The sequence below is a fragment of the Litchfieldia salsa genome, from assembly GCF_900104555.1.
In the GTDB taxonomy this organism is placed as follows: Bacteria; Bacillota; Bacilli; order Bacillales; family Bacillaceae_L; genus Litchfieldia; species Litchfieldia salsa.
This window is the reverse complement of the sequence record NZ_FNJU01000003.1, coordinates 313,367-332,901: the sequence shown is the minus strand read 5'-3', so window position 1 is coordinate 332,901 and position 19,535 is coordinate 313,367. Positions and strand designations below refer to the sequence as shown.

Annotated in this window: 22 protein-coding genes and 1 other RNA gene; 18 read left to right on the top strand and 5 right to left on the bottom strand. The window is 33.2% G+C overall.

Annotated features, from left to right (window positions below; all coding sequences use genetic code 11):
* Positions 1-9 precede the first annotated feature (9 nt).
* The 3 genes from BLQ56_RS08615 (at position 10) to BLQ56_RS08610 (ending at position 4,029) form a co-directional block, all read left to right on the top strand.
* Positions 10-2,580, top strand: a complete 2,571-nt coding sequence (locus BLQ56_RS08615; protein ID WP_090852332.1) for a DEAD/DEAH box helicase — start codon at positions 10-12, stop codon at positions 2,578-2,580.
* A 105-nt stretch (positions 2,581-2,685) separates the two neighbouring features.
* The gene (locus BLQ56_RS23430; RefSeq protein ID WP_175490238.1) at positions 2,686-2,856 is read left to right on the top strand and encodes a hypothetical protein; all 171 of its coding nucleotides are present in this window, start codon (positions 2,686-2,688) and stop codon (positions 2,854-2,856) included.
* Between the two features lie 195 nt (positions 2,857-3,051).
* Positions 3,052-4,029 (top strand): aldo/keto reductase, encoded by a 978-nt coding sequence (locus BLQ56_RS08610; protein WP_090852329.1) that lies wholly within the window; start codon positions 3,052-3,054, stop codon positions 4,027-4,029.
* Positions 4,030-4,111: 82 nt separating this feature from the next.
* On the opposite strand, the gene ssrS is transcribed toward BLQ56_RS08610, so the two are convergent.
* Positions 4,112-4,306: non-coding RNA, 6S RNA (gene ssrS / locus BLQ56_RS08605), on the bottom strand.
* 51 nt (positions 4,307-4,357) lie between these two features.
* Here ssrS and BLQ56_RS08600 point away from each other — a divergent pair.
* From BLQ56_RS08600 to speD, 3 genes are all read left to right on the top strand, one after another.
* Positions 4,358-4,897 (top strand): HD domain-containing protein, encoded by a 540-nt coding sequence (locus BLQ56_RS08600; RefSeq protein WP_090852327.1) that lies wholly within the window; start codon positions 4,358-4,360, stop codon positions 4,895-4,897.
* A 30-nt stretch (positions 4,898-4,927) separates the two neighbouring features.
* Positions 4,928-5,965 (top strand): phosphotransferase, encoded by a 1,038-nt coding sequence (locus BLQ56_RS08595; RefSeq protein WP_090852324.1) that lies wholly within the window; start codon positions 4,928-4,930, stop codon positions 5,963-5,965.
* A 290-nt stretch (positions 5,966-6,255) separates the two neighbouring features.
* The gene (speD, locus tag BLQ56_RS08590) at positions 6,256-7,068 is read left to right on the top strand and encodes an adenosylmethionine decarboxylase (RefSeq protein WP_090852321.1); all 813 of its coding nucleotides are present in this window, start codon (positions 6,256-6,258) and stop codon (positions 7,066-7,068) included.
* A 75-nt stretch (positions 7,069-7,143) separates the two neighbouring features.
* Here the strand turns inward: speD and BLQ56_RS08585 are convergent, their stop codons facing one another.
* Entirely contained in the window at positions 7,144-7,341 is a 198-nt protein-coding gene (locus tag BLQ56_RS08585) for a hypothetical protein (RefSeq protein ID WP_090852318.1), read from the bottom strand.
* 175 nt (positions 7,342-7,516) lie between these two features.
* Here BLQ56_RS08585 and BLQ56_RS08580 point away from each other — a divergent pair, with 175 nt between their 5' ends.
* The 6 genes from BLQ56_RS08580 to BLQ56_RS23425 all read left to right on the top strand — a co-directional run bounded on the left by BLQ56_RS08580 (position 7,517) and on the right by BLQ56_RS23425 (position 13,213).
* Positions 7,517-8,428, top strand: coding sequence for a CBASS cGAMP-activated phospholipase (locus BLQ56_RS08580; RefSeq protein WP_090852315.1), 912 nt, complete (start codon positions 7,517-7,519; stop codon positions 8,426-8,428).
* A gap of 150 nt (positions 8,429-8,578) precedes the next feature.
* Positions 8,579-9,706 carry a phosphatidylglycerol lysyltransferase domain-containing protein gene (locus BLQ56_RS08575; protein WP_238457227.1) on the top strand — a complete coding sequence of 376 codons (1,128 nt, stop codon included), beginning with the start codon at positions 8,579-8,581 and terminating at the stop codon, positions 9,704-9,706.
* A 167-nt stretch (positions 9,707-9,873) separates the two neighbouring features.
* Entirely contained in the window at positions 9,874-10,074 is a 201-nt protein-coding gene (locus BLQ56_RS08570; RefSeq protein ID WP_090852960.1) for a cold-shock protein, read from the top strand.
* A 248-nt stretch (positions 10,075-10,322) separates the two neighbouring features.
* Complete coding sequence (locus BLQ56_RS08565) at positions 10,323-11,315, top strand: BMP family lipoprotein (protein WP_090852308.1); 993 nt, start codon at positions 10,323-10,325, stop codon at positions 11,313-11,315.
* An 11-nt stretch (positions 11,316-11,326) separates the two neighbouring features.
* A complete protein-coding gene (locus BLQ56_RS08560; RefSeq protein WP_090852305.1) occupies positions 11,327-12,979 on the top strand; it encodes a methyl-accepting chemotaxis protein in 1,653 nt (550 codons plus the stop codon).
* Between the two features lie 90 nt (positions 12,980-13,069).
* Positions 13,070-13,213: a hypothetical protein gene (locus tag BLQ56_RS23425; protein WP_175490237.1), complete on the top strand. Its 144-nt coding sequence runs from the start codon at positions 13,070-13,072 to the stop codon at positions 13,211-13,213.
* Between the two features lie 149 nt (positions 13,214-13,362).
* On the opposite strand, the gene BLQ56_RS08555 is transcribed toward BLQ56_RS23425, so the two are convergent.
* Together BLQ56_RS08555 and BLQ56_RS08550 are read right to left on the bottom strand one after the other, a co-directional pair.
* A complete protein-coding gene (locus tag BLQ56_RS08555; protein WP_090852302.1) occupies positions 13,363-14,019 on the bottom strand; it encodes an SIMPL domain-containing protein in 657 nt (218 codons plus the stop codon).
* Positions 14,020-14,043: 24 nt separating this feature from the next.
* A complete protein-coding gene (locus BLQ56_RS08550; protein ID WP_090852957.1) occupies positions 14,044-14,538 on the bottom strand; it encodes a L,D-transpeptidase family protein in 495 nt (164 codons plus the stop codon).
* 171 nt (positions 14,539-14,709) lie between these two features.
* On the opposite strand from BLQ56_RS08550, the gene BLQ56_RS08545 reads away from it, so the two are divergent.
* The 6 genes from BLQ56_RS08545 to BLQ56_RS08520 all read left to right on the top strand — a co-directional run bounded on the left by BLQ56_RS08545 (position 14,710) and on the right by BLQ56_RS08520 (position 19,305).
* The gene (locus BLQ56_RS08545) at positions 14,710-15,468 is read left to right on the top strand and encodes an exodeoxyribonuclease III (protein ID WP_090852299.1); all 759 of its coding nucleotides are present in this window, start codon (positions 14,710-14,712) and stop codon (positions 15,466-15,468) included.
* A 75-nt stretch (positions 15,469-15,543) separates the two neighbouring features.
* Complete coding sequence (locus BLQ56_RS08540; RefSeq protein ID WP_090852296.1) at positions 15,544-16,149, top strand: branched-chain amino acid aminotransferase; 606 nt, start codon at positions 15,544-15,546, stop codon at positions 16,147-16,149.
* A gap of 141 nt (positions 16,150-16,290) precedes the next feature.
* On the top strand, positions 16,291-16,488 hold the full coding sequence (locus BLQ56_RS08535; protein ID WP_090852293.1) for a hypothetical protein: 198 nt from the start codon (positions 16,291-16,293) through the stop codon (positions 16,486-16,488).
* 149 nt (positions 16,489-16,637) lie between these two features.
* Complete coding sequence (locus tag BLQ56_RS08530; protein ID WP_090852290.1) at positions 16,638-16,907, top strand: DUF1292 domain-containing protein; 270 nt, start codon at positions 16,638-16,640, stop codon at positions 16,905-16,907.
* Positions 16,908-16,966: 59 nt separating this feature from the next.
* Complete coding sequence (locus tag BLQ56_RS08525; protein WP_090852288.1) at positions 16,967-18,127, top strand: GNAT family N-acetyltransferase; 1,161 nt, start codon at positions 16,967-16,969, stop codon at positions 18,125-18,127.
* A gap of 86 nt (positions 18,128-18,213) precedes the next feature.
* On the top strand, positions 18,214-19,305 hold the full coding sequence (locus tag BLQ56_RS08520) for a PRK06851 family protein (RefSeq protein WP_090852285.1): 1,092 nt from the start codon (positions 18,214-18,216) through the stop codon (positions 19,303-19,305).
* 61 nt (positions 19,306-19,366) lie between these two features.
* On the opposite strand, the gene BLQ56_RS08515 is transcribed toward BLQ56_RS08520, so the two are convergent.
* A complete protein-coding gene (locus BLQ56_RS08515; protein WP_090852282.1) occupies positions 19,367-19,504 on the bottom strand; it encodes a YuzL family protein in 138 nt (45 codons plus the stop codon).
* Between the last annotated feature and the right edge of the window lie 31 nt (positions 19,505-19,535).

Below are 19,535 nucleotides of genomic sequence, written 5' to 3'. Positions count from 1 at the left end.
GGAGGTACCATGGAGCTATTAACTGCTACACATCTTCAAGCAATCGAGCATACAAAAGTGAAGATTTTTGAAGACATTGACCAATATCTAGGAGAACAAGAAATTCCACGTACATATCAAGAATATATAAGTGATAGAAAGCATTATATTGAACAAATTTGGGTGAATATTTGGTTAAATAAAGCGACCAACAAGATATCAAGAACAGAAAAGAAAGCATTTCTAAGTAACCAAGGTTATGAAGTAGAAGGCATCGATCGTAAAATTATTAATTCACTCTTTCGGAATGAATTAAGAGAATACAAACCTTTTCACGTTTTAGATTGGTTAAATGAAACCTATTTAAATAACGATTCAAGTTGGGGACAACGCTACGAGTATGCAAGAAACCATTATTTAATGAAGTTAGAAGAAGAACAGATTGAGGAAACAAAAGAATCTTTAAAAAATCAACTTAAAGAACAATCCAGAGAATTAATTAATAAAAATCAACATTTATATTATGTACACTTAAGATATGAAATGGCAAAACAATTACAGAAAGATTTTCAAACAAGAAAAAAATACATTGAAACACACTCTTACCGATATGAGGACCAACTTAAACAAAAGGGATCACTTAGGAAAGAGGATTATCAAACGATCCATGATTTCCTGTATGAGTTAACAGGGAATATCGAACAAACGATCTATTGGGGTAAAAATAATGTAGAGTATGAGTCATATTATTACATTTATGAGCGCTTAATCAATGATTATGTCTTTGATCATATAAGTAAGATCATTTACCAGGAACTTTCTAATGACGGAATGACCCATTTTGAAGAACTAGCAAATGAGAAATTAACAGTTAGGGAATATAAGAAGAATATGGCCAATGATCTGGCCATGTTAGCAAAACAGTATTTTCTTATGATTCAAGAAGAAAGAATTGATGACTTATTAGCACTTTTAACGAAATCTTTTGATCCATTTGAACATTTAACTATTTTTGAAAATGATTTAAAAGAAAGAGAAAGAAAAAGAGCAGAAGAACTGGCTGAGATACAGCGGCAGAAAGAAGAAGAAGCTCGGATCTTAGCAGATATCTTTAAGCATGAATATAGTCCCTCTTACAGCCCGAGTACAAAATATATTTTACACGTTGGAGAAACAAATACAGGTAAAACGTTCCAAGCACTTCAACGAATGAAAGAAGCTGAATCAGGACTATATCTTGCTCCATTAAGATTATTAGCTCTTGAAGTATTTGAGAAGCTAAACTCAGAGGGTGTTCCTTGTTCTTTAAAAACAGGTGAAGAGGAAAAGGATGTTAATGATTCAAAACATCTTTCTTCAACAGTAGAAATGTTCCATGAAAAAGACACATATGAGGTAATCGTGATTGACGAAGCACAAATGATTGCAGATAAGGACCGTGGGTTTTCATGGTATAAAGCAATAACAAAGGCGAACGCGAAAGAAGTTCATATTGTCGGTAGTAAGAACTTAAAAAAAATGATTCTACAACTACTAGAAGATGCAAATATTGAGGTACATGAGTATAAACGTGATATTCCATTAGAGGTTGAAGATAAGCCTTTCAATATTAAAAACACGAAAAAAGGAGATGCCCTTGTTTGTTTCTCTAGAAGAAGAGTTCTAGAAACGGCATCAAAGTTGCAAAATGAAGGGCATAAGGTTAGCCTGATTTATGGAAGTATGCCACCTGAAACAAGGAAAAAACAAATGCAACAATTTATCGAAGGCGACACAACAACGATTGTCTCAACAGATGCAATAGGGATGGGCTTAAACCTACCAATCCAACGAATTATATTTTTAGAAAATGATAAATTTGATGGTACACGACGAAGACGTTTGACTTCACAGGAAGTGAAACAGATAGCCGGTAGAGCGGGACGCAAAGGAATTTATGATATTGGTAAAGTGGCCTTTACAAAAGATATTAAAGTCATGAAACGTCTATTGTTTGACGAAGACCAACCTGTTCATACATTTGCTATTGCACCAACAAATACGGTTTTCGAACGTTTTCAACGATATTCGAGAGATCTTCAGACCTTCTTTGATATTTGGGATAAATTTGACAGTCCAAAAGGAACTAAGAAATCGACATTGGCAGAAGAGCGAGCTCTATATGAAACCATACAAGATACAGAGATTGAAGTAAGAATGCCGATGATGGAGCTTTATGGGTTTCTTCATTTACCTTTTTCATCTAATGAGCCAATACTTGTTAAACAATGGAAAAAAACGATGTATGCGATAGTAAATGGTCAAGATCTACCCGATCCAGTCTATAATAAAAGTGATACACTTGAAGATTTAGAGCTTTCATATAAGGTAATTGGATTACATTTACTATTTTTATATCGCCTTGAGCAACGAACCGAAGCAACATACTGGGAGAGAATTAGGGAAGGATTAACTGATGAAATCCATGAAAACCTAAAAAGTAATGTTAAAACATATACAAAAACATGCAAACAATGTGGAAAGCAATTACCATGGGATTATGATTTCCAAATTTGTGGAAATTGCTATTATCGAAGGGTTAAAAAAAGGCAGCAAGGCTAGGTAGCATTGATTATAATAGAAGTTCTCTGAGAATAGGTTCTCGGTAATAATTGTCCTCTTTTAGTAGATAATAAATAGATACTACTTTTAACTGGAGGAAATTCCATGCAAAATTTAAATTCAATTTTAAATTATTATATTGAAGGCATTATGAAGGAATATAATATTACCGACAGAATGGAAGCAGAGACCATTCTAGCCAGTGCATTAGTTCAAGACAAGTCAGATATAGCCATTACTGATGCAATTGAAAAATTGGTTGAAAATGAAACCTAATTAAAGGAAAACATGTGAAACACATTCACATGTTTTTTTGAATAAAGGAAACCTGTAGGTGTTTGTCGAATTTATTAAAGGGAGAAGAAATAATTATCTCATTGATTTCTATGTCAAAGGGATGGGAAACAGCATATTTCGCATATTACTGAACTTAGAAAACGGATTAATTGGTAAAATAAGGAGGAATGAATCATGAAACAAACATCACTTCAAAAACGAAATATCTCTTCTAGTAGGCTTGCTTTAGGATGCATGGGTTTTGGTGGTGGTTGGAATAAAGATCCAATTACGAGAGACCACGTCGTGCAAGCTGAAAAGGCAATTGATACTGCACTATCTATTGGAATTACAATGTTTGATCATGCTGATATCTATACGATGGGGAAAGCGGAAGAAGTGTTTGGGGAAATACTTAAAGAAAAGCCTTCATTAAGAGAGGATATTATTCTTCAATCGAAATGCGGTATACGTTTCCCAGAAGGTAACGTACCGGTACGTTATGATTTTTCAAGAGATTATATTTTAAGTTCTGTGGATGGAATATTGAAACGACTTAATACTGAATACATAGATATTTTGTTGCTTCATCGTCCTGATCCTTTGATGGAACCAGAGCAGGTATCAGAGGCGTTTAATACCCTAAAGCAAAGTGGGAAAGTGAAACATTTTGGTGTTTCAAATATGAATTCTTCCCAAATGAAATACTTACAGTCTTATCTGTCTGATCCTCTTGTCGTTAACCAGCTCGAAATGAATCTATCTCATTTAGATTGGCTAGACCATGGTGTTCATGTAAATCAACAAGCAGGTTCAACAGGATATTTTTCTGATGGTATTCTAGAGTATTGTCAAATGGAGGACGTACAACTTCAAGCATGGGGTCCTTTAGCAAGAGGTAAATTCACAGGACGTTCTGTCATTAATGAAAACGATTCAGTTGCTAAAACCGTGGAACTTGTTAAGAAAATGGCGAAGGAAAAGGGAACCAGCACCGAAGCTATTGTTTTAGGTTGGTTAATGAAACATCCAGCCAAAATTCAACCGGTAATTGGGACAACAAATCCAACGAGAATACAGGCTTCACAAGATGCAATACACCAATCAGAAACGATGACAAGAGATGAATGGTATAGTTTATATGTAAGTTCAAGAGGGGTAAAACTTCCTTAATAACTTTTCTAAGATACGATTTCAAAACAAAATTAAAATAACCTCACTGTTATCAGTGGGGTTTAATTTGAAGGATGAAATTAAAAAAGCCGCAATTGCCGTAACTTAGTAAGAAAGTTTTAAACCACCACTCCTCAAAGTGGGTGTTCGCAGAAACATTCCTGTTTGTCCTCCTAGTCGTATAGACAGAGGCTTGCCATTCCAGCTTCAATGTAAAACTCCCTATTACAGCTTAAAGGTTAAAACTTTATTATCATTACGAACAACGCAGCTTGTGTTACTATCATATACTAAACTCTCCAATATTTCAAATCGAGGAGGATTTTTTTTGAACAAAATCAGTTTAGCAATCGAAGTCGCAACAATTGCACACAAAGAGCAATATAGAAAATTAACGAATATACCTTATATTGTTCACCCTTACACAGTTGGAATGTATTTATTAAAACACGGTTGTAGTGAAGATGTTGTATGTGCAGGAATTCTTCATGATACACTTGAAGATACCGAAATAACATTACTTGATATTGAAAAACAATTTGGTAGCGAAGTTGCTAGGTTAGTGGAGGAATGTTCTGAGCCTTTTAAGGAAGATGTTTGGGAAGTTAGAAAACAACATACAATTGATTTTCTGAAAACAGCAACTAAGGAAGTGTGTATGATTACTTGCGCCGATAAATTACATAATATTCGATCCATTCGACATGATTATCAATTGATTGGTGAAGGAGTGTGGGAGAAATTTAATCGAGGAAGAAATCAGCAGGCTTGGTACTATAAAGGGATTGTTAATAGTCTATCTAAAGAGTTATCTGATGAGCAGCTTTTTTTAGACTTACAAAAAGAAATAAGTTATATTTTTGATTAAGGAATTAAAATCTATATTAAGGAGAAATAAATGGTAGAAAACCATACAATTAATTATACATTTTTAAGCGAATATTTTGACGAAGATAATAAGCTCGAGATCTATTCTGGAAAAAGTGGTTACAATAATACAACACGGTATTTAAATTATAAAGGCGAAAAATTCATTTTAAGAATATATGACACACATAAAGACGAATTAAAGGTTAAATTTGAGCATGAAGTTTTACTTAAATTAAACCAAATAAAAGGACTACCTTTTTCTATCCCCAAACCATTATTTACTAAAGATGGTCATTCCTTTGTGAGACTCAAAGACAGCTCCGATAAAATCGCTTGCATCTACCACTTTATTGAAGGAGTTAATCCTGACAATCTAGAAGGTAAAGCGATGGAATTGTATGGGGAACAGACAGGCTTTTTATTAAATGTTCTTAAAACAATCCAATTAAAACAACCCGTTACTTATCGCCCATATTATGAAATTGAGTATTCACATCCTAAATGTCAGATCGATGAAGTTGTTGAATGGTGTTCTAACCCTCCGTCTGAGTTTCATGAAGATCTACATACTTTAAGAGACATTTCGGAACAATTGTATCAATTCAACCAATACGTTCCAAAATTGAAGAAACTTCCTCACCAGTTAATTCATGGAGACTTAAATGAATCTAATATATTAACGAATACAGACGGTATGTTAAAAGCTATCCTAGACTTTGAATTCGTTACTTATGACTTACGAGTGATGGAAGTCGCCGTTTGTATATCAGAAATAATTATAAAAGAATCTGATGAGCGAATTTTATGGAATCAATTAACTTCTTATATCTCTGGAATATCCTCTATGCTTCAATTTACAAAGGACGAATTAAATGCACTCCCTATTTTGATTCAACTCAGACGTTTAGATGTATTCCTACACTTCTTAGGAAGATATTTAGACAGTATTGATGACTCAAGAGTATTAAAGGAACAAATCTGCAAAATTGGCATTAGTTTAAATTGGATCAATTTGAATGGTGAAAAATTAATTCACTGCTGGAATTCAGTAGGTAAGGAATCATAAATGAACCTAATTTTAGTGGTGGAGCTCGTTGATTGGAACGGAAGGTATGTGACTCCTCCGGGATGCGCAGGCAGGATGAGACCCCGCAGGAACGAACGGAACATCCCTGCACCAAGGAAAGCACATACCTGGAGTGCAAATCAACTTAACCTAGTCAAATAGCAACATAGTTTACGAAAAGAGCCATTTTTTATGAAGAAAATGGGTATTATAAAACTATTTAGTTGATACTACATATATCATGGTTGCAATTATCACTATTTATTAATTTGAAAAAAGGGGGAGCTTTCGTGGACCTTTCACCAGAACAAAGAATTACATTACATGGATTTAATAACCTTACAAAATCACTTAGTTTTAATATGTATGATATTTGCTATACAAGAACAAAAGAGGAACGAGAAGCTTATATTGAATATATTGATGAGGTTTATAATGCTGATCGATTAACAAAAATATTAACACATGTTTCTGATATTATTGGTGCGCATGTCCTTAATATCGCAAAACAAGATTATGTACCACAGGGAGCAAGCGTGACAGTCTTAGTTTCCGAGGGGCCGATCGTAGAAGTGCCAGATGAGTCTTATGATGAATCTCCAGGACCTCTTCCAGATTCTGTTGTACTACAACTAGATAAAAGTCATATTACCGTTCATACCTATCCAGAATACCATCCAGATGAAGGGATAAGTACCTTTAGAGCAGATATTGATGTTTCAACGTGTGGAGAAATTTCACCTTTAAAAGCACTAAATTATTTAATCCATTCCTTTGACACTGATATAATGACTATTGATTATAGAGTTCGAGGATTTACTCGTGATATTCAAGGTCATAAATTATTTATTGACCACGAAATAAGTTCCATACAGAATTATATTCCGGACGATGTGAAGGAATTGTTTGATTTAATAGACGTCAACATATATCAAGAGAATATCTTTCATACAAAGTGCAAATTGAAAAAATTTGATATTAACAATTATTTATTTGGTTACACAAAGGAAAAATTAAATGAAGATGAAGTTGAGGAAATTACTGAACGGTTAAAATCAGAAATGGATGAAATTTTCTATGGAAAAAATATTCAAGGACATTAAAAATTAAACGTCTAGTTAAAGGCTGTCCCCTAAGCCAAATCTGCTTTGGGACAGCTTTGTTGTAGTCATAGAGAACTATCCTTGCAAGGTTACTTCTTCTCTCTGCTTCTCTTTTTCAATTTCTATAGAAGAGACTATATAAGCGAACCCATTCATAAGAAAAATAACTACATTGGATTGTATACGGTCAATTTGATCTAAATACGTATTCATAATAATGAAAACCGAATAAAGAACGACAAAGAATAATGCAATCTTATTAAAAATCTTCATATTCTAATACCCCCTTTAACGCCTCTTACCTTAATCATATTAACTAAGTGTTAGTCCTATGTGTTTGAATTAACCAAGGTTTGACTCGTGCTTTTTGGTATCTGTCTTTTATTGTAATAGTGTATTGTGAATAAGGGAAACTTATATGTAATCTGTGTTGAAATAGGTGAAATAAATGAAAATGTTATGTATTGATGGTGGAGGAATTAGAGGTGTATTTGCTTTATCTATTCTAAAAGAGATAGAAGATGAGTTTGGTTGTCAAATAACTGATTTGTTTGATGTTGTTGCTGGTACTAGTACTGGTTCAATTATCGCATCTTCGATTATCCTAAAGAATAAAATGAGTGACGTGCTGAATAGCTATAAAGAGAATGGCGAAAAGATATTTGTTCCAAAAGCAAAAATCGGCTTATTTAGAAGCGTTTATAGTGATCGATTTTTAAGAAAATATCTTAAAGAAACGTTCGGTGACATAAAACTTTCTGACATAAAGAAACCCTTATTAATTCCGGCAGTGAATATTACAAATGGAAGACCGTATATTCATCGCTCAAACTATGGTCACACTAAAACTGGGGATTTAGATGTTAAACTTTGGGATGCCGTATTATCATCTTGTTCTGCACCAGTATACTTCCCTCCAAATAATATAGAAAATAAGTACTTGTCTATAGATGGTGGCTTATGGGCAAATAATCCATCGTTAGTTTGTATCACCGAAGCGACTAGTCATTTTAAAAAAAACATTTCTGATATCCAAATACTTTCAGTCGGGACCGGGTTACAAAATATTCAATTTTCAATGGAAAAAAATAAATATTGGGGAGTTAAGAAGTGGCTTCCTTTTCACCTTCCTTCAATGAAGGTAACGCCCAAACTAATCGATCTAGCTCTTAATTTATCCTCTGAATCCGTATCCTACCATTGCCAACATCTCCTAAATGAACGATACTTAAGAATGAATAAGGAGTTAGGGACGGAAATTCCTTTTGATGATATTTCAGCTATTGAACCATTAGTTGAATTAGGGAGACAAGTATCTAAAGAAATGAAGGAACAATTCATACAATTCATCAATAACTAAAATATATTATAGGGAGAAAGACTCTTGGAGTCTTTCTTCTATCAATTTTGAAGGGTTTTTTCTACAGATTTCACTTAATCTGTCGATAATAAGATAAAATATACTAGAAGTTATACTATTGATCTTTGGAGGAACTTTACTTTGATTTTAATGATGTCAGTAATATTAATCGCACTTATTTTAATCATCTTTTTATGTATAGGCGACCTTAAATTTAAAAAAGTAATATCGCATAACCAAGAAGAACGAAACGAAATCATGAATTTCATTGAACAATGTGGTGGAAATCATACATCACATTTATATTTACTAGGTGATAAGAATTATTTTTGGTCACAGCAAAAAAGAGTATTAATTACTTACCAGAGAATCACTAATATGTTTGTTGTATTAGGTGATCCATTAGGTGATCAACATTTAATAAAAGAAGCAATGAATGAATTTAACAGGTATTGTAATCAGCAGGGAGTAAGAAAAGTCTACTATCAGGTATCACACAAACATTTATCTTTATACAAAGATGAAGGATTATTAATAAAGAAAGTTGGGGAAGAAGCGAAGGTGTATATTCCTGACCATTCTCTTACTGGTAAAAAAATGACAAACATAAGGACAAACGTAAATAAATGCAAACGAAGTGGCTATCATTTCGAGATTTACACACCACCACATCACCCTCAATTACTACTAAATTTGAAGGAAGTATCGGATTCTTGGTTGGGAGATCGAAAGGAGAAGAGCTTTTCAATCGGTTATTTTGAAGAATCTTATTTATCTCATTTTCCCATCGCTGTTGTAAGTCAGTCTAACGGAACAATCATGGCTTTTGCTTCATTAGCTGAACATCAGGAACTTGGGGAAAAATTAATAACTATTGATCTAATGCGTTATCGAAGGGAAAGCTTATCCGGTACAATGGATTTTCTATTTTCCTCCATTTTAAATTGGTGCTCAGAAGAAGAGTATACTTGGTGTAGTTTAGGTAATTCACCACTGGCTAATATCGCTAATAAAAGTAAAAAAGGATGGTATGAGACTGTCGCAAACTATATGTTTACAAAGTCAAAATCAACTTATAATTTTAAAGGATTATTTGAATATAAAGATAAATTTAAGCCGAAATGGGATTCTAGATATCTAATATACGAAAAAAAATATGGACTACTATTAGTGATTCTTAATTTGATCTTACTAATTAATCGTAGAGTCAGTATTGAACGAACTCAACTAAGGTTTCCTGTTATACCTTTTGTAAAGAAAATGCGAAAAGTAGGTTAACAAATCTTAATATTCCCTTTAATGGTTTATTTTATTTACAAAGAAATTTTGAAATAAAACAATCAGATACCGTTTAAAATGAATCAGTATTGGGAATAAGAATAATGCAAGATAAAATTGTATTGCAATTCATTGTATTTGCAACATGCTTAGGAGGAACAAGAAAAATGGAACATGGTAAAGTAAAATGGTTTAACAGTGAAAAAGGCTTTGGCTTCATCGAACGTGAAGGTGGAGAAGATGTATTCGTACATTTCTCTGCAATAGAAGGTGAAGGCTATAAGTCATTAGATGAGGGTCAAGAGGTTACTTTTGACATCGAAAATGGTCAACGTGGTCCTCAAGCGACTAACGTTCGCAAATCATAGATTAACATAAAAAAATGTTACTCTTTATTTAATCCATGGGTTATAAAAAAGGTTGTCCCAAAGACTAAGTGCCAGTCACTTTATTGGGCAACCTTTTTTTGTGGAGAAAACTAAACAAATCAACAAACATACCGATAATTATAAAGATATATCAATATACAAAAACTGTTATATCAATATACATATGTAGGTCATTCTCCTACATAGAAAAATAGTTCTTAGCAAATACCCTAATCAAGGAGGAAAACATGATTAAGTTTTATTTTAAAAAGATGATTATGCTTGTGATTTTAAGTTTACTATTTCTGGTTGGATGTAATGACCAAAAAGTGAGCAATGAAGATAAAGTAGTAAAGGTTGGCATTATGTTATCAGATGTTGGATTAGGTGATCAATCTTTTAGCGATATGGCCTTTACAGGATTAGAAAGAGCTCGTGATGAGATGGGAATCGAATTCAATTATATGGAACTTAATGGCGATAGTAGTTATGAACAGGGCTTAACCAAATTGGTTGAAGAAAAGCCAGATTTAGTAATCGGGCTAGGATTTGCGATGCAAGAAGATTTAGAAAAGGTTGCGAAAGCACATCCTGATCAGTCATTTTTATTTATTGACGGAGTTTCGGAACTTGAAAATATCCACTCTATAACATTTAAAGAAGATGAAGGGGCATATTTAGTTGGAGTGCTAGCATCCTTTACTTCTAAAACTAACACATATGGATTTATTGGAGGAATGGATGTTCCAGTTATTGAAAGGTTTAGACAAGGATTTGAACATGGAATAAAAAGAATGAAGCCAGATGCAAATCTCCTTGTAGATTATACAAATGACTTTGGTAATCAAAAGAAAGGTGAAGAAATCGCGGTTAAGATGATGAATGAAGGAGCAGATATGATCTTCCCAGCAGCTGGTTTATCAGGACTTGGTGCGATTCATGCAACAGCTAAACATGACAATGTCTTTTCATTTGGAGTTGACACCGATCAGTTTTTCTTTGCGGAAAATACAGTCATTTCTTCAATGCTAAAAAAGGTTGATATCGCAATCTACCAGGCAGTAAAAGAATTGAATGATAACGGAAAACTTTTAGAAAAACACAAAGTACTTGGTATAAAAGAAAATGGTGTAGGATTGGCTCCAATTAGAAATACACAAATCACACCTACAATTGAAAGTGAAATTGAAAAAGCAAAACAAGATATTATAAATGGCACAGTAACGATTAAATCAGAGTAGGTGAAGAAAAAATGAAATTAAAACAAAGATTAATTATTAATATATTAGCACCATTGTCATTACTCGCTATTATTTTTATTATTGTCATCTTTCAAATGAATCAACTTAGATCAGATTCTGACGCAGAAGTGGCGATGTTAGTAAATATACAGCAATTAAAGGGAGATATCGTTTCCCTCCAACAATCTTTAGAAGCAACTGCATTTAATAAAACCGAAGCATCTGCTGAAAAGGTTAAAACCAGCTTATCATCAATAGATAGTTCTTTAGACAAAATTGGAAAGCAATTAAATAAGAATGAGCAATTACTACTCTATAAGTCACTAAATGAGAAATTTGATCAGATTAGTTCATTATCTCAGGAATCAATCACTGCAAAAAATTATGAGGAAGTAAAAAGACAATCTATTAGAGCAAGAGGAATTATTAATGATATTTTAAGACTTTATGACCGCTCTTTTGAGAACTATGAAGCAGCAATAGAAGGTCAGAAACAAAAAGTATCCTTCCTAATTACTTTTTCTATTATAGCAATTATTGCATTAGTTGTTGGTAGTATTATCGCTTCTATAATTGCAGCTAATCGCATGTCTAAACCAATTAAAAGACTTACAGCTAATGCAAATATGGTGGCTGAGGGTGATTTGAACATTAACAAGCTTGATCTAAAAGGGAAAGATGAGATTGTTGAATTGAATCATTCATTCAACAAGATGGTGGAAAATTTAAATGAAATTATCTTGTTGGTTGGCACCTCGAGTAGTCATCTAGCACAGACAGCTACCCAGTTTCAAACTACTGCTAATGATGGAAAAGCAATTACTCAGCAAATTACCTCTTTTATGGAAGAAGTCTCAGCTGGGGCAGAGCAAACAAAGTTAATGGCAGAAGAATCAGCTCGAGCAGTCGAGGAAACATCTATTGGAATTAACAGAATCGCGGAAAGTGCTTCAACGGTTTCAGATCTTACTGAAAGAACGACTGTCCTAGCAGAAGATGGAAGAGGTTCTCTAAATGATACAGTTCACCAGATAGAATCAATTTCTAGTGCCGTTTTAGAAACAGATGAATCGATTTCTCAGTTATATGAAAAGTCTGAAGAAATCTCATCAATCGTAAACATCATCACAGGAATCGCAGAACAAACCAATCTTTTAGCACTAAATGCTGCGATTGAGGCAGCGAGAGCTGGAGAAGCAGGAAAAGGATTTGCTGTTGTTGCAGATGAAGTGAGAAAACTAGCTACAGAATCAACAAAATCATCAAATGATATTAGACAACTTATTCAGGAAATACAAACTGCAACATTAAGTTCAGTTAATTCCATGAAAGATGTCAAAAACAGTGTTTCACTTGGTTCCGACAAAGCAAACCAGACAGCTGATAAATTTATTACGATTATGCAATCAATGAATGATGTAATGTCCCAAATCCAAGAGATTACCGCTACCACAGAAGAAATTTCTGCAGGAGCTGAGGAAGTTTCAGCTTCTGTTCATGAAGTGTCAGAGGTGTCGAAGCAATCAACTGAAAGTATAAATGAACTTTCCACTTCAGGTGAAAAACAGTTAGGCATGATGGAAGAAATTCAAAAGTCGGCTTCTTCTTTATCTGAGACATCATCAGAATTACAAAAGCTAATTTCAAAATTCACCACAAAATAAAACAACAGCCATATATTTGGTATGTTTGAATAATTTTTTTTAGTTAAAGTGATAATAACCTTGTTCAAACTGAATGAGGAGGTACTCTAAATGGAGAACAAAGAACCATACCAACCAAAAGATACAGGTAAGTTAACGAATTTCCATTATGCATCTAATGAAGATCGCCGTGACGAAGAAGTGTTAACAGAACATGGGACAGAAAAGATTGAGCACACACTAAAAGAAGAATAAAAGCGTAAAATTTATTTAAAAGGGCTACCCTGTTATATAACCATAATAACAGGGTAGCTTTTATTATAATTAAAAATAAAAAACAATTTTTAGAATAAAAATGACTGCTATATGAGATGGGGTTGGGCATGACTTAACTTATTGTATCTTCATGAATAGTGAAAAATGGCTGAAATTTTTGCTTCTATCTCAACTTGTCTCTTTTGAATAGCAGTATTTAAAGTGGATTGTAAAGCAAAAGATTCCTTTTGAAACGGAATGACTGACCGATTATTTTCTGTTATTTTTACCGGAACAATATTTAGTGACACTCCCAGTCCTTGAGCAATTTTCAGTGCTTTCTCTTGAGCATTTTTGATTGCTAGCTGTAATGCTTGTTGATAATAATATTCTTTATTAGATAAACGAAAATCTAACAAGTCAGTGAAATTTGCGCCAGCTTTGACAACAGCATCATAAATTTTCCCAATCAAAGAAATATTTTTAACTGTTACCTCAAATAATTGAATGACCTTGAATCCCTTTAGTAAGGTGTTACCTTCACTAAAATCATATAGTGGTTGAATAGTATAAGAAATCGTTTCAATATCATCTTTGGGAATGTTAAACTCTCTTAATACATCTAGTACTTTATTTGAACGAATTGCATTTTCTTGAGATGCGATTATTACATTTTGATTCTCTGTCATAATACCAACATTAATCACAGCTAAATTAGGCGTGATGCTTAATTTACCGTGTCCCTCTAGTTCAAGAAAGGGCTGTGTGAATGGATTTCCATTGGACTGACTGTAATGTAGGCTCATCTTTTAACTACCTTTCCTTTTTATTTAATTTAGAATTAATACTGGAGTCCCAATTGGAATGATGTTAGCTAATTCTTCAACATCTTTATTGAACATTCGAATACAACCTCTTGAGACGATTTTCCCAATTGATGATGGATCATTGGTTCCGTGTATTCCATAATGTTTTTTGGAGATACTCATCCACATTGTGCCAAATACTCCACCTGGATTTGGTGCTTTATTAATAATAATGAAATTTCCTAGTGGTGTAGGATGTTGTGCTCTTCCTATTCCAACTGGGTACGTACGCTGTATTTCGTTGTCCTTCATTAAACTGAGTGTTCTTTTGGATATATCGATAGTAATCTTATATGGGATTGATGATGTAGGCGGATAGCCAGGTATTACAATCTTTTGTCCAACATAAAGAATGTTTGGATTCAGTTCTGGATTCGCTAATAGAATCTCAGATATAGGAACTCGATAGTCCTCAGAAATGGACCACAGAACTTCTCCTGCTTTTACTGTATGAATCAGTTTAATCACCTACTTAACATTTTTTTATATCTTATGATTTACTTTTGACTTTGGGCATTGACGTGATCAGATTAAGTCAATAATTTATTTAATTTATTACACTCGAAGAACCAACTAAAATAGTATATTATTAAATACAAGCATTTATTTTAAGCATCAGGGGAGTTTTCAATGAAATTAGTTTCTTGGAATGTTAATGGGATTAGAGCATGTGTGCAAAAAGGTTTTTTAGATTATTTTAATGAAATAGATGCAGACATCGTTTGTTTGCAGGAAACAAAGCTACAGGAAGGTCAAATTACATTAGAACTTAAAGACCATCATCAATATTGGAACTATGCTATAAAGAAAGGCTATTCCGGTACTGCTATATTTACAAAGAAAAAACCTATTTCTGTATCTTATGGCATTGGAAAAGAAAATGAAGAGGCAGAGGGAAGGATCATCACTTTAGAATTTGAACAGTTTTATATCATAACTGTATACACACCTAACTCGAAAAGAGATTTAGCAAGAATCCAATATCGTCTAGAATGGGAAGACCTTATAAGAGAGTACATAAAAGAGCTGGATTTAATAAAGCCTGTCATTCTATGTGGAGATTTAAATGTTGCTCATCATGAGATTGATTTGAAAAATCCAAAATCAAATAAAGGAAATTCTGGCTTTACAATAGAAGAAAGAGATAAGATGACAGAACTATTGAATGCTGGATTTATAGATACATTTAGACATCTTTATCCAGACAAGGCGGATTCATATACCTGGTGGTCATATATGAATAAAGTCCGCGAACGAAATATTGGTTGGAGAATCGATTATTTTATTATTTCAAGTCACTTAAAATCCCACTTACTAGACTCTCAGATTCATACGGATATCTTGGGGAGTGACCATTGTCCAGTATACATTGAATTAGATATACCATAAAAGAATGGTATCAATAATACAGCAGGATTGGATATACTAATTATAATAAGTTGCATATAGGAGGATTACGGTTTTATGTTAAAAAAACAGATAGAAGCATACGTTAATCTAAAAATTGATACAGAAGGAAAAGGTCATCCCTTTGAACTCTTTAAAGAAGAATTTAACTACGTAAATAAATATAATTTACTACCAAATAATGATGTGAATTTGAATGAAATCGACTCGTCTTCTCGATTTGATGATGCCTATATTGAACGTTGTGATAAAGAGACAGAAAACGTTATAAATGAAGAAAACAGTTCTTTTTTAGATCATCCAATTACATATCTGAAAGAACATAAAAATGAATTTATTTATTTGGAGTCATCATGGTTTGATCTAATAGGAGTTGATGCTATATCAATCGAACAGGATGATGTTTTTGGAAATTATGATGTAATGCTAGGATTAAAACTACAGAAAAAAATGGAAAACGAACTAAAGAAACAATTACTTCTATTAATGCAAGAGGATGAATCAAGTTTTGATGTCATCTTTAGTCATGATGATGGTTTATGGAATGTGAATTTCTCTTTGAATGATATAAAAGGCTTTAATGAGGAAATGTCAATTAAGGATGCCTACAATCTAATATACAGTAGTATATTTAATCTAGTTGAAGAAATTGAAAAAAGATAAAAAACGTTTCTTTTAGAAACGTTTTTTTCTGAGCTATAACACAAGTTGCTGTAGTATTATTAGGTGAATTGGTTTATTATAGTAATATCAAAGTGCTAGCAGTTGATATCTTTTTGATAGTAATTTGATAGGAGGGGTACTGTGAACACAGAAACTAGAGTCCAGTTGAATGTTAGAGTTAGTAAATCAACATCAGATCAACTAGACGAAATCGTTGAATATTATCAACTTCATACAAAACTAGGTAGAGTGTATAAAGGAGATGTTTTAACTGATATCATTCAAAAATCTCATGAAATCATGGAAAAACAAAAGGTAATTAATAATAGAAAATACTAATGAAGGACATTAAACAGAGGGATAATGTAATGCTAATTTTAAGAAAAATAAATTTCACCTAAATATTTTTTTTTTTTGGATTACTCGCATCTAATCCTGTTTTATATGGAAAGATATAGTGGTACATAAGTAAAGGGAGGATGATTACAATGGAAAAGATTGAAGTTGGCGAAATCTTTACAATTACAGATGAAAACGAAAATGAAAATGAAGTAGAAGTACTAGCATCAATGACTGTTGAAGGTGCGGATTATATTGCAGTTGGATTTGTAGAAGAAATTGAAGTTGAATCTGAGGAAGATATTGATATTTTCTTTTTAAAGATTGAAGAAGATGGAGAGTTCTCTTACATTGAGAATGATGATGAATTCGAGAAGGTATCCGGAGCGTTTGAAAGTGTCATGGACGAAGAAGAGTAAGCATTAAAAAAGGGGGTAATCCCCTTTTTTATTATAATTAATTAGAAGGAGTGAGGATAATGAACGTGATTGAATTAGATGAGAAATTCTACAAGGAAGCTATCAAGTTATCAGAATATGCTTTTCAATATAAAGTTCCTGAGGAAAAAATCTCTGAACGACTAGAAACAATGAAAAGCTATCATAAATTATTTGGGATTGTTGATCAAGAACTTGTTGCAAAGCTTCACCTTTTACCATTTGAAATTTATCTACAAGATAATAAATTGAAAATGGGCGGAATAGCAGGCGTCGCTACATATCCTGAATTCAGAAGAAAAGGGTATGTCAAGGAAATGCTAACACATGTTCTTACTATAATGAAGGAAGATAACTGCACAGTTTCAATGTTGCATCCATTTTCGATTTCGTTTTATCGAAAATACGGTTGGGAAATTTTATCTAATAGGATAAAGTGTACTTTAACATCATCAGATTTAATTATGCGGCAAGATGTACCTGGGAATGTTAAACGTAAATGTACTGAAGATGCTTTTCACGATATTTCTGAAATCTACGAACAATACGCACTAAGATTCTCTGGTATGCTGGTACGTACCAAAGATTGGTGGCTTAAAAATGTTATTGATGATTCAAATCTAGCTATCTACTATAATCATGAAAATCAACCTAATGGTTATATTCTCTATTCAATCAAAGATAAAAAAATGAATATAGAAGAGTTTGTTGCATTAAACGGAGAAGCAAGGAATGGCTTATGGAATTTTATTTGCCAACACGATTCAATGATTAATGAACTTGTAATTACAACTAATGAACAAGACCCACTATTATATTCTTTACATAATCCTGCAATAAAAATAGAAAGATCACCTTATTTCATGGTGCGAATAATAGATGTAGAGAAGTTTCTCAAGCAATATACTTTTAATTGGACTGCAGGTCCTCAAGAGCTTCGGTTAAAAGTAGCGGATCCATATGCAACTTGGAATGAAAAAACATTTATTCTAAAAGATCAGAAAGTTGCGATCACAGAAAATAACTCCAATGATCATAACTGTGTGAGTGTTTCTATAAACGCACTCTCAACAATGTTATTTGGATATAAACGACCAATGGAACTTTATGATATTGGGCACATAATTGGAACAGTAGAAGAGATACAGAAGTTGGAAAGGTTAGTACCGCAGCAACAATCCTTTTTTAATGACTTTTTCTAAAATATTATAGTCTTTTCACAAATAGGCATTCACCCTTGTAAGAAAATCTACATAAGTTGTGATATATACAAAGAAAGGGTGATTTTGTGAGAGGAAAAATCCTTAATTATTATGCAGGTGGAAATACAGCAAAGGGCTTTTATAGTCTTTACGATTCAGCACTAGAAGGGCTAAATCGTCTATTCATCTTAAAGGGAGGACCTGGAACAGGTAAATCCACTTTAATGAAAAAAGTAGGCGAAGAGATTGTAAGCAAGGGGATTGATATAGAGTTCTTACATTGTGCCTCTGATAATCATTCAATTGATGGTATTATCATACCTCAATACAAGATTGGAATTGTAGATGGAACAGCACCTCATATAATTGAACCTAAAGCACCTGGTGTGATTGAAGAATATATTAATTTAGGGGTGGCCTGGAATTCGTCTAAATTAAATGAGAATAAAACAGAAATTCTTGAGTTAAATGAAGCTATTTCTGAAATGTTCCAAAAGGCGTATGACTCTTTCGCAGCCTCCCTTCGTGCACATGACGACATCGAAGAAATATATATATCGAATATGGATTTTGCTGAAGCGAATAAACTAACTAATGAGTTAATTAGCCAATTTTTTGGAGAACAATCCCTAGAAAAAGGAGCCGTTGTAAAACATCGTTTCCTTGGTGCAGCAACTCCAGAAGGTGCTGTCGATTTTATTCAAAATTTAACCGAAGATGTTAAGATGCGTTATTTTATAAAAGGAAGAGCAGGTTCAGGAAAATCCACAATGTTAAAAAAGATTGCTGCTGCTGGGAAAGAAAGAGGATTTGATGTAGAAGTATACCATTGCGGGTTTGACCCAAACAGTCTAGACATGGTTATTATTCGTGAGCTCAACATCGCAATCTTTGACAGTACAGCCCCACATGAGTACTTTCCTGATCGAGAGTCAGACCAAATTGTTGATATGTATCAAAGATGTATTACGAATGGTACCGATGAAAAATTCGCACAAGAAATTGAACGAACCTCTAAGGCCTACAAGGATAAAATGAAAGAAGCGATTTCATATCTTGCCGAAGCAAAGGCACTCCGAGATCAATTAGAAGCATTTTATATAGACTCAATGAATTTCACTAAGGTTGAAACAATACAGGAAGAACTTTTAGAAGAAATCAAACAATTAATTCAATAGTGCCAGGCACTCTGACTAGAAGCATCAATGGTGCCTGGTAAGATATATAGATGAAGGTGGTTTACACGTCTTGCTTCTTCGTCTTCCTTCTAGCTGAATCCTTACTAACACCATCAAACTCTCTATTGGTAGTACCTTGACCTTCGACTTGTGAGGAATTAAGGCCAATCGTAGATGGATCTTTTTTTGGTCTAGACATTGTTTAACACCTCCATAGTTAGTTTCACTTG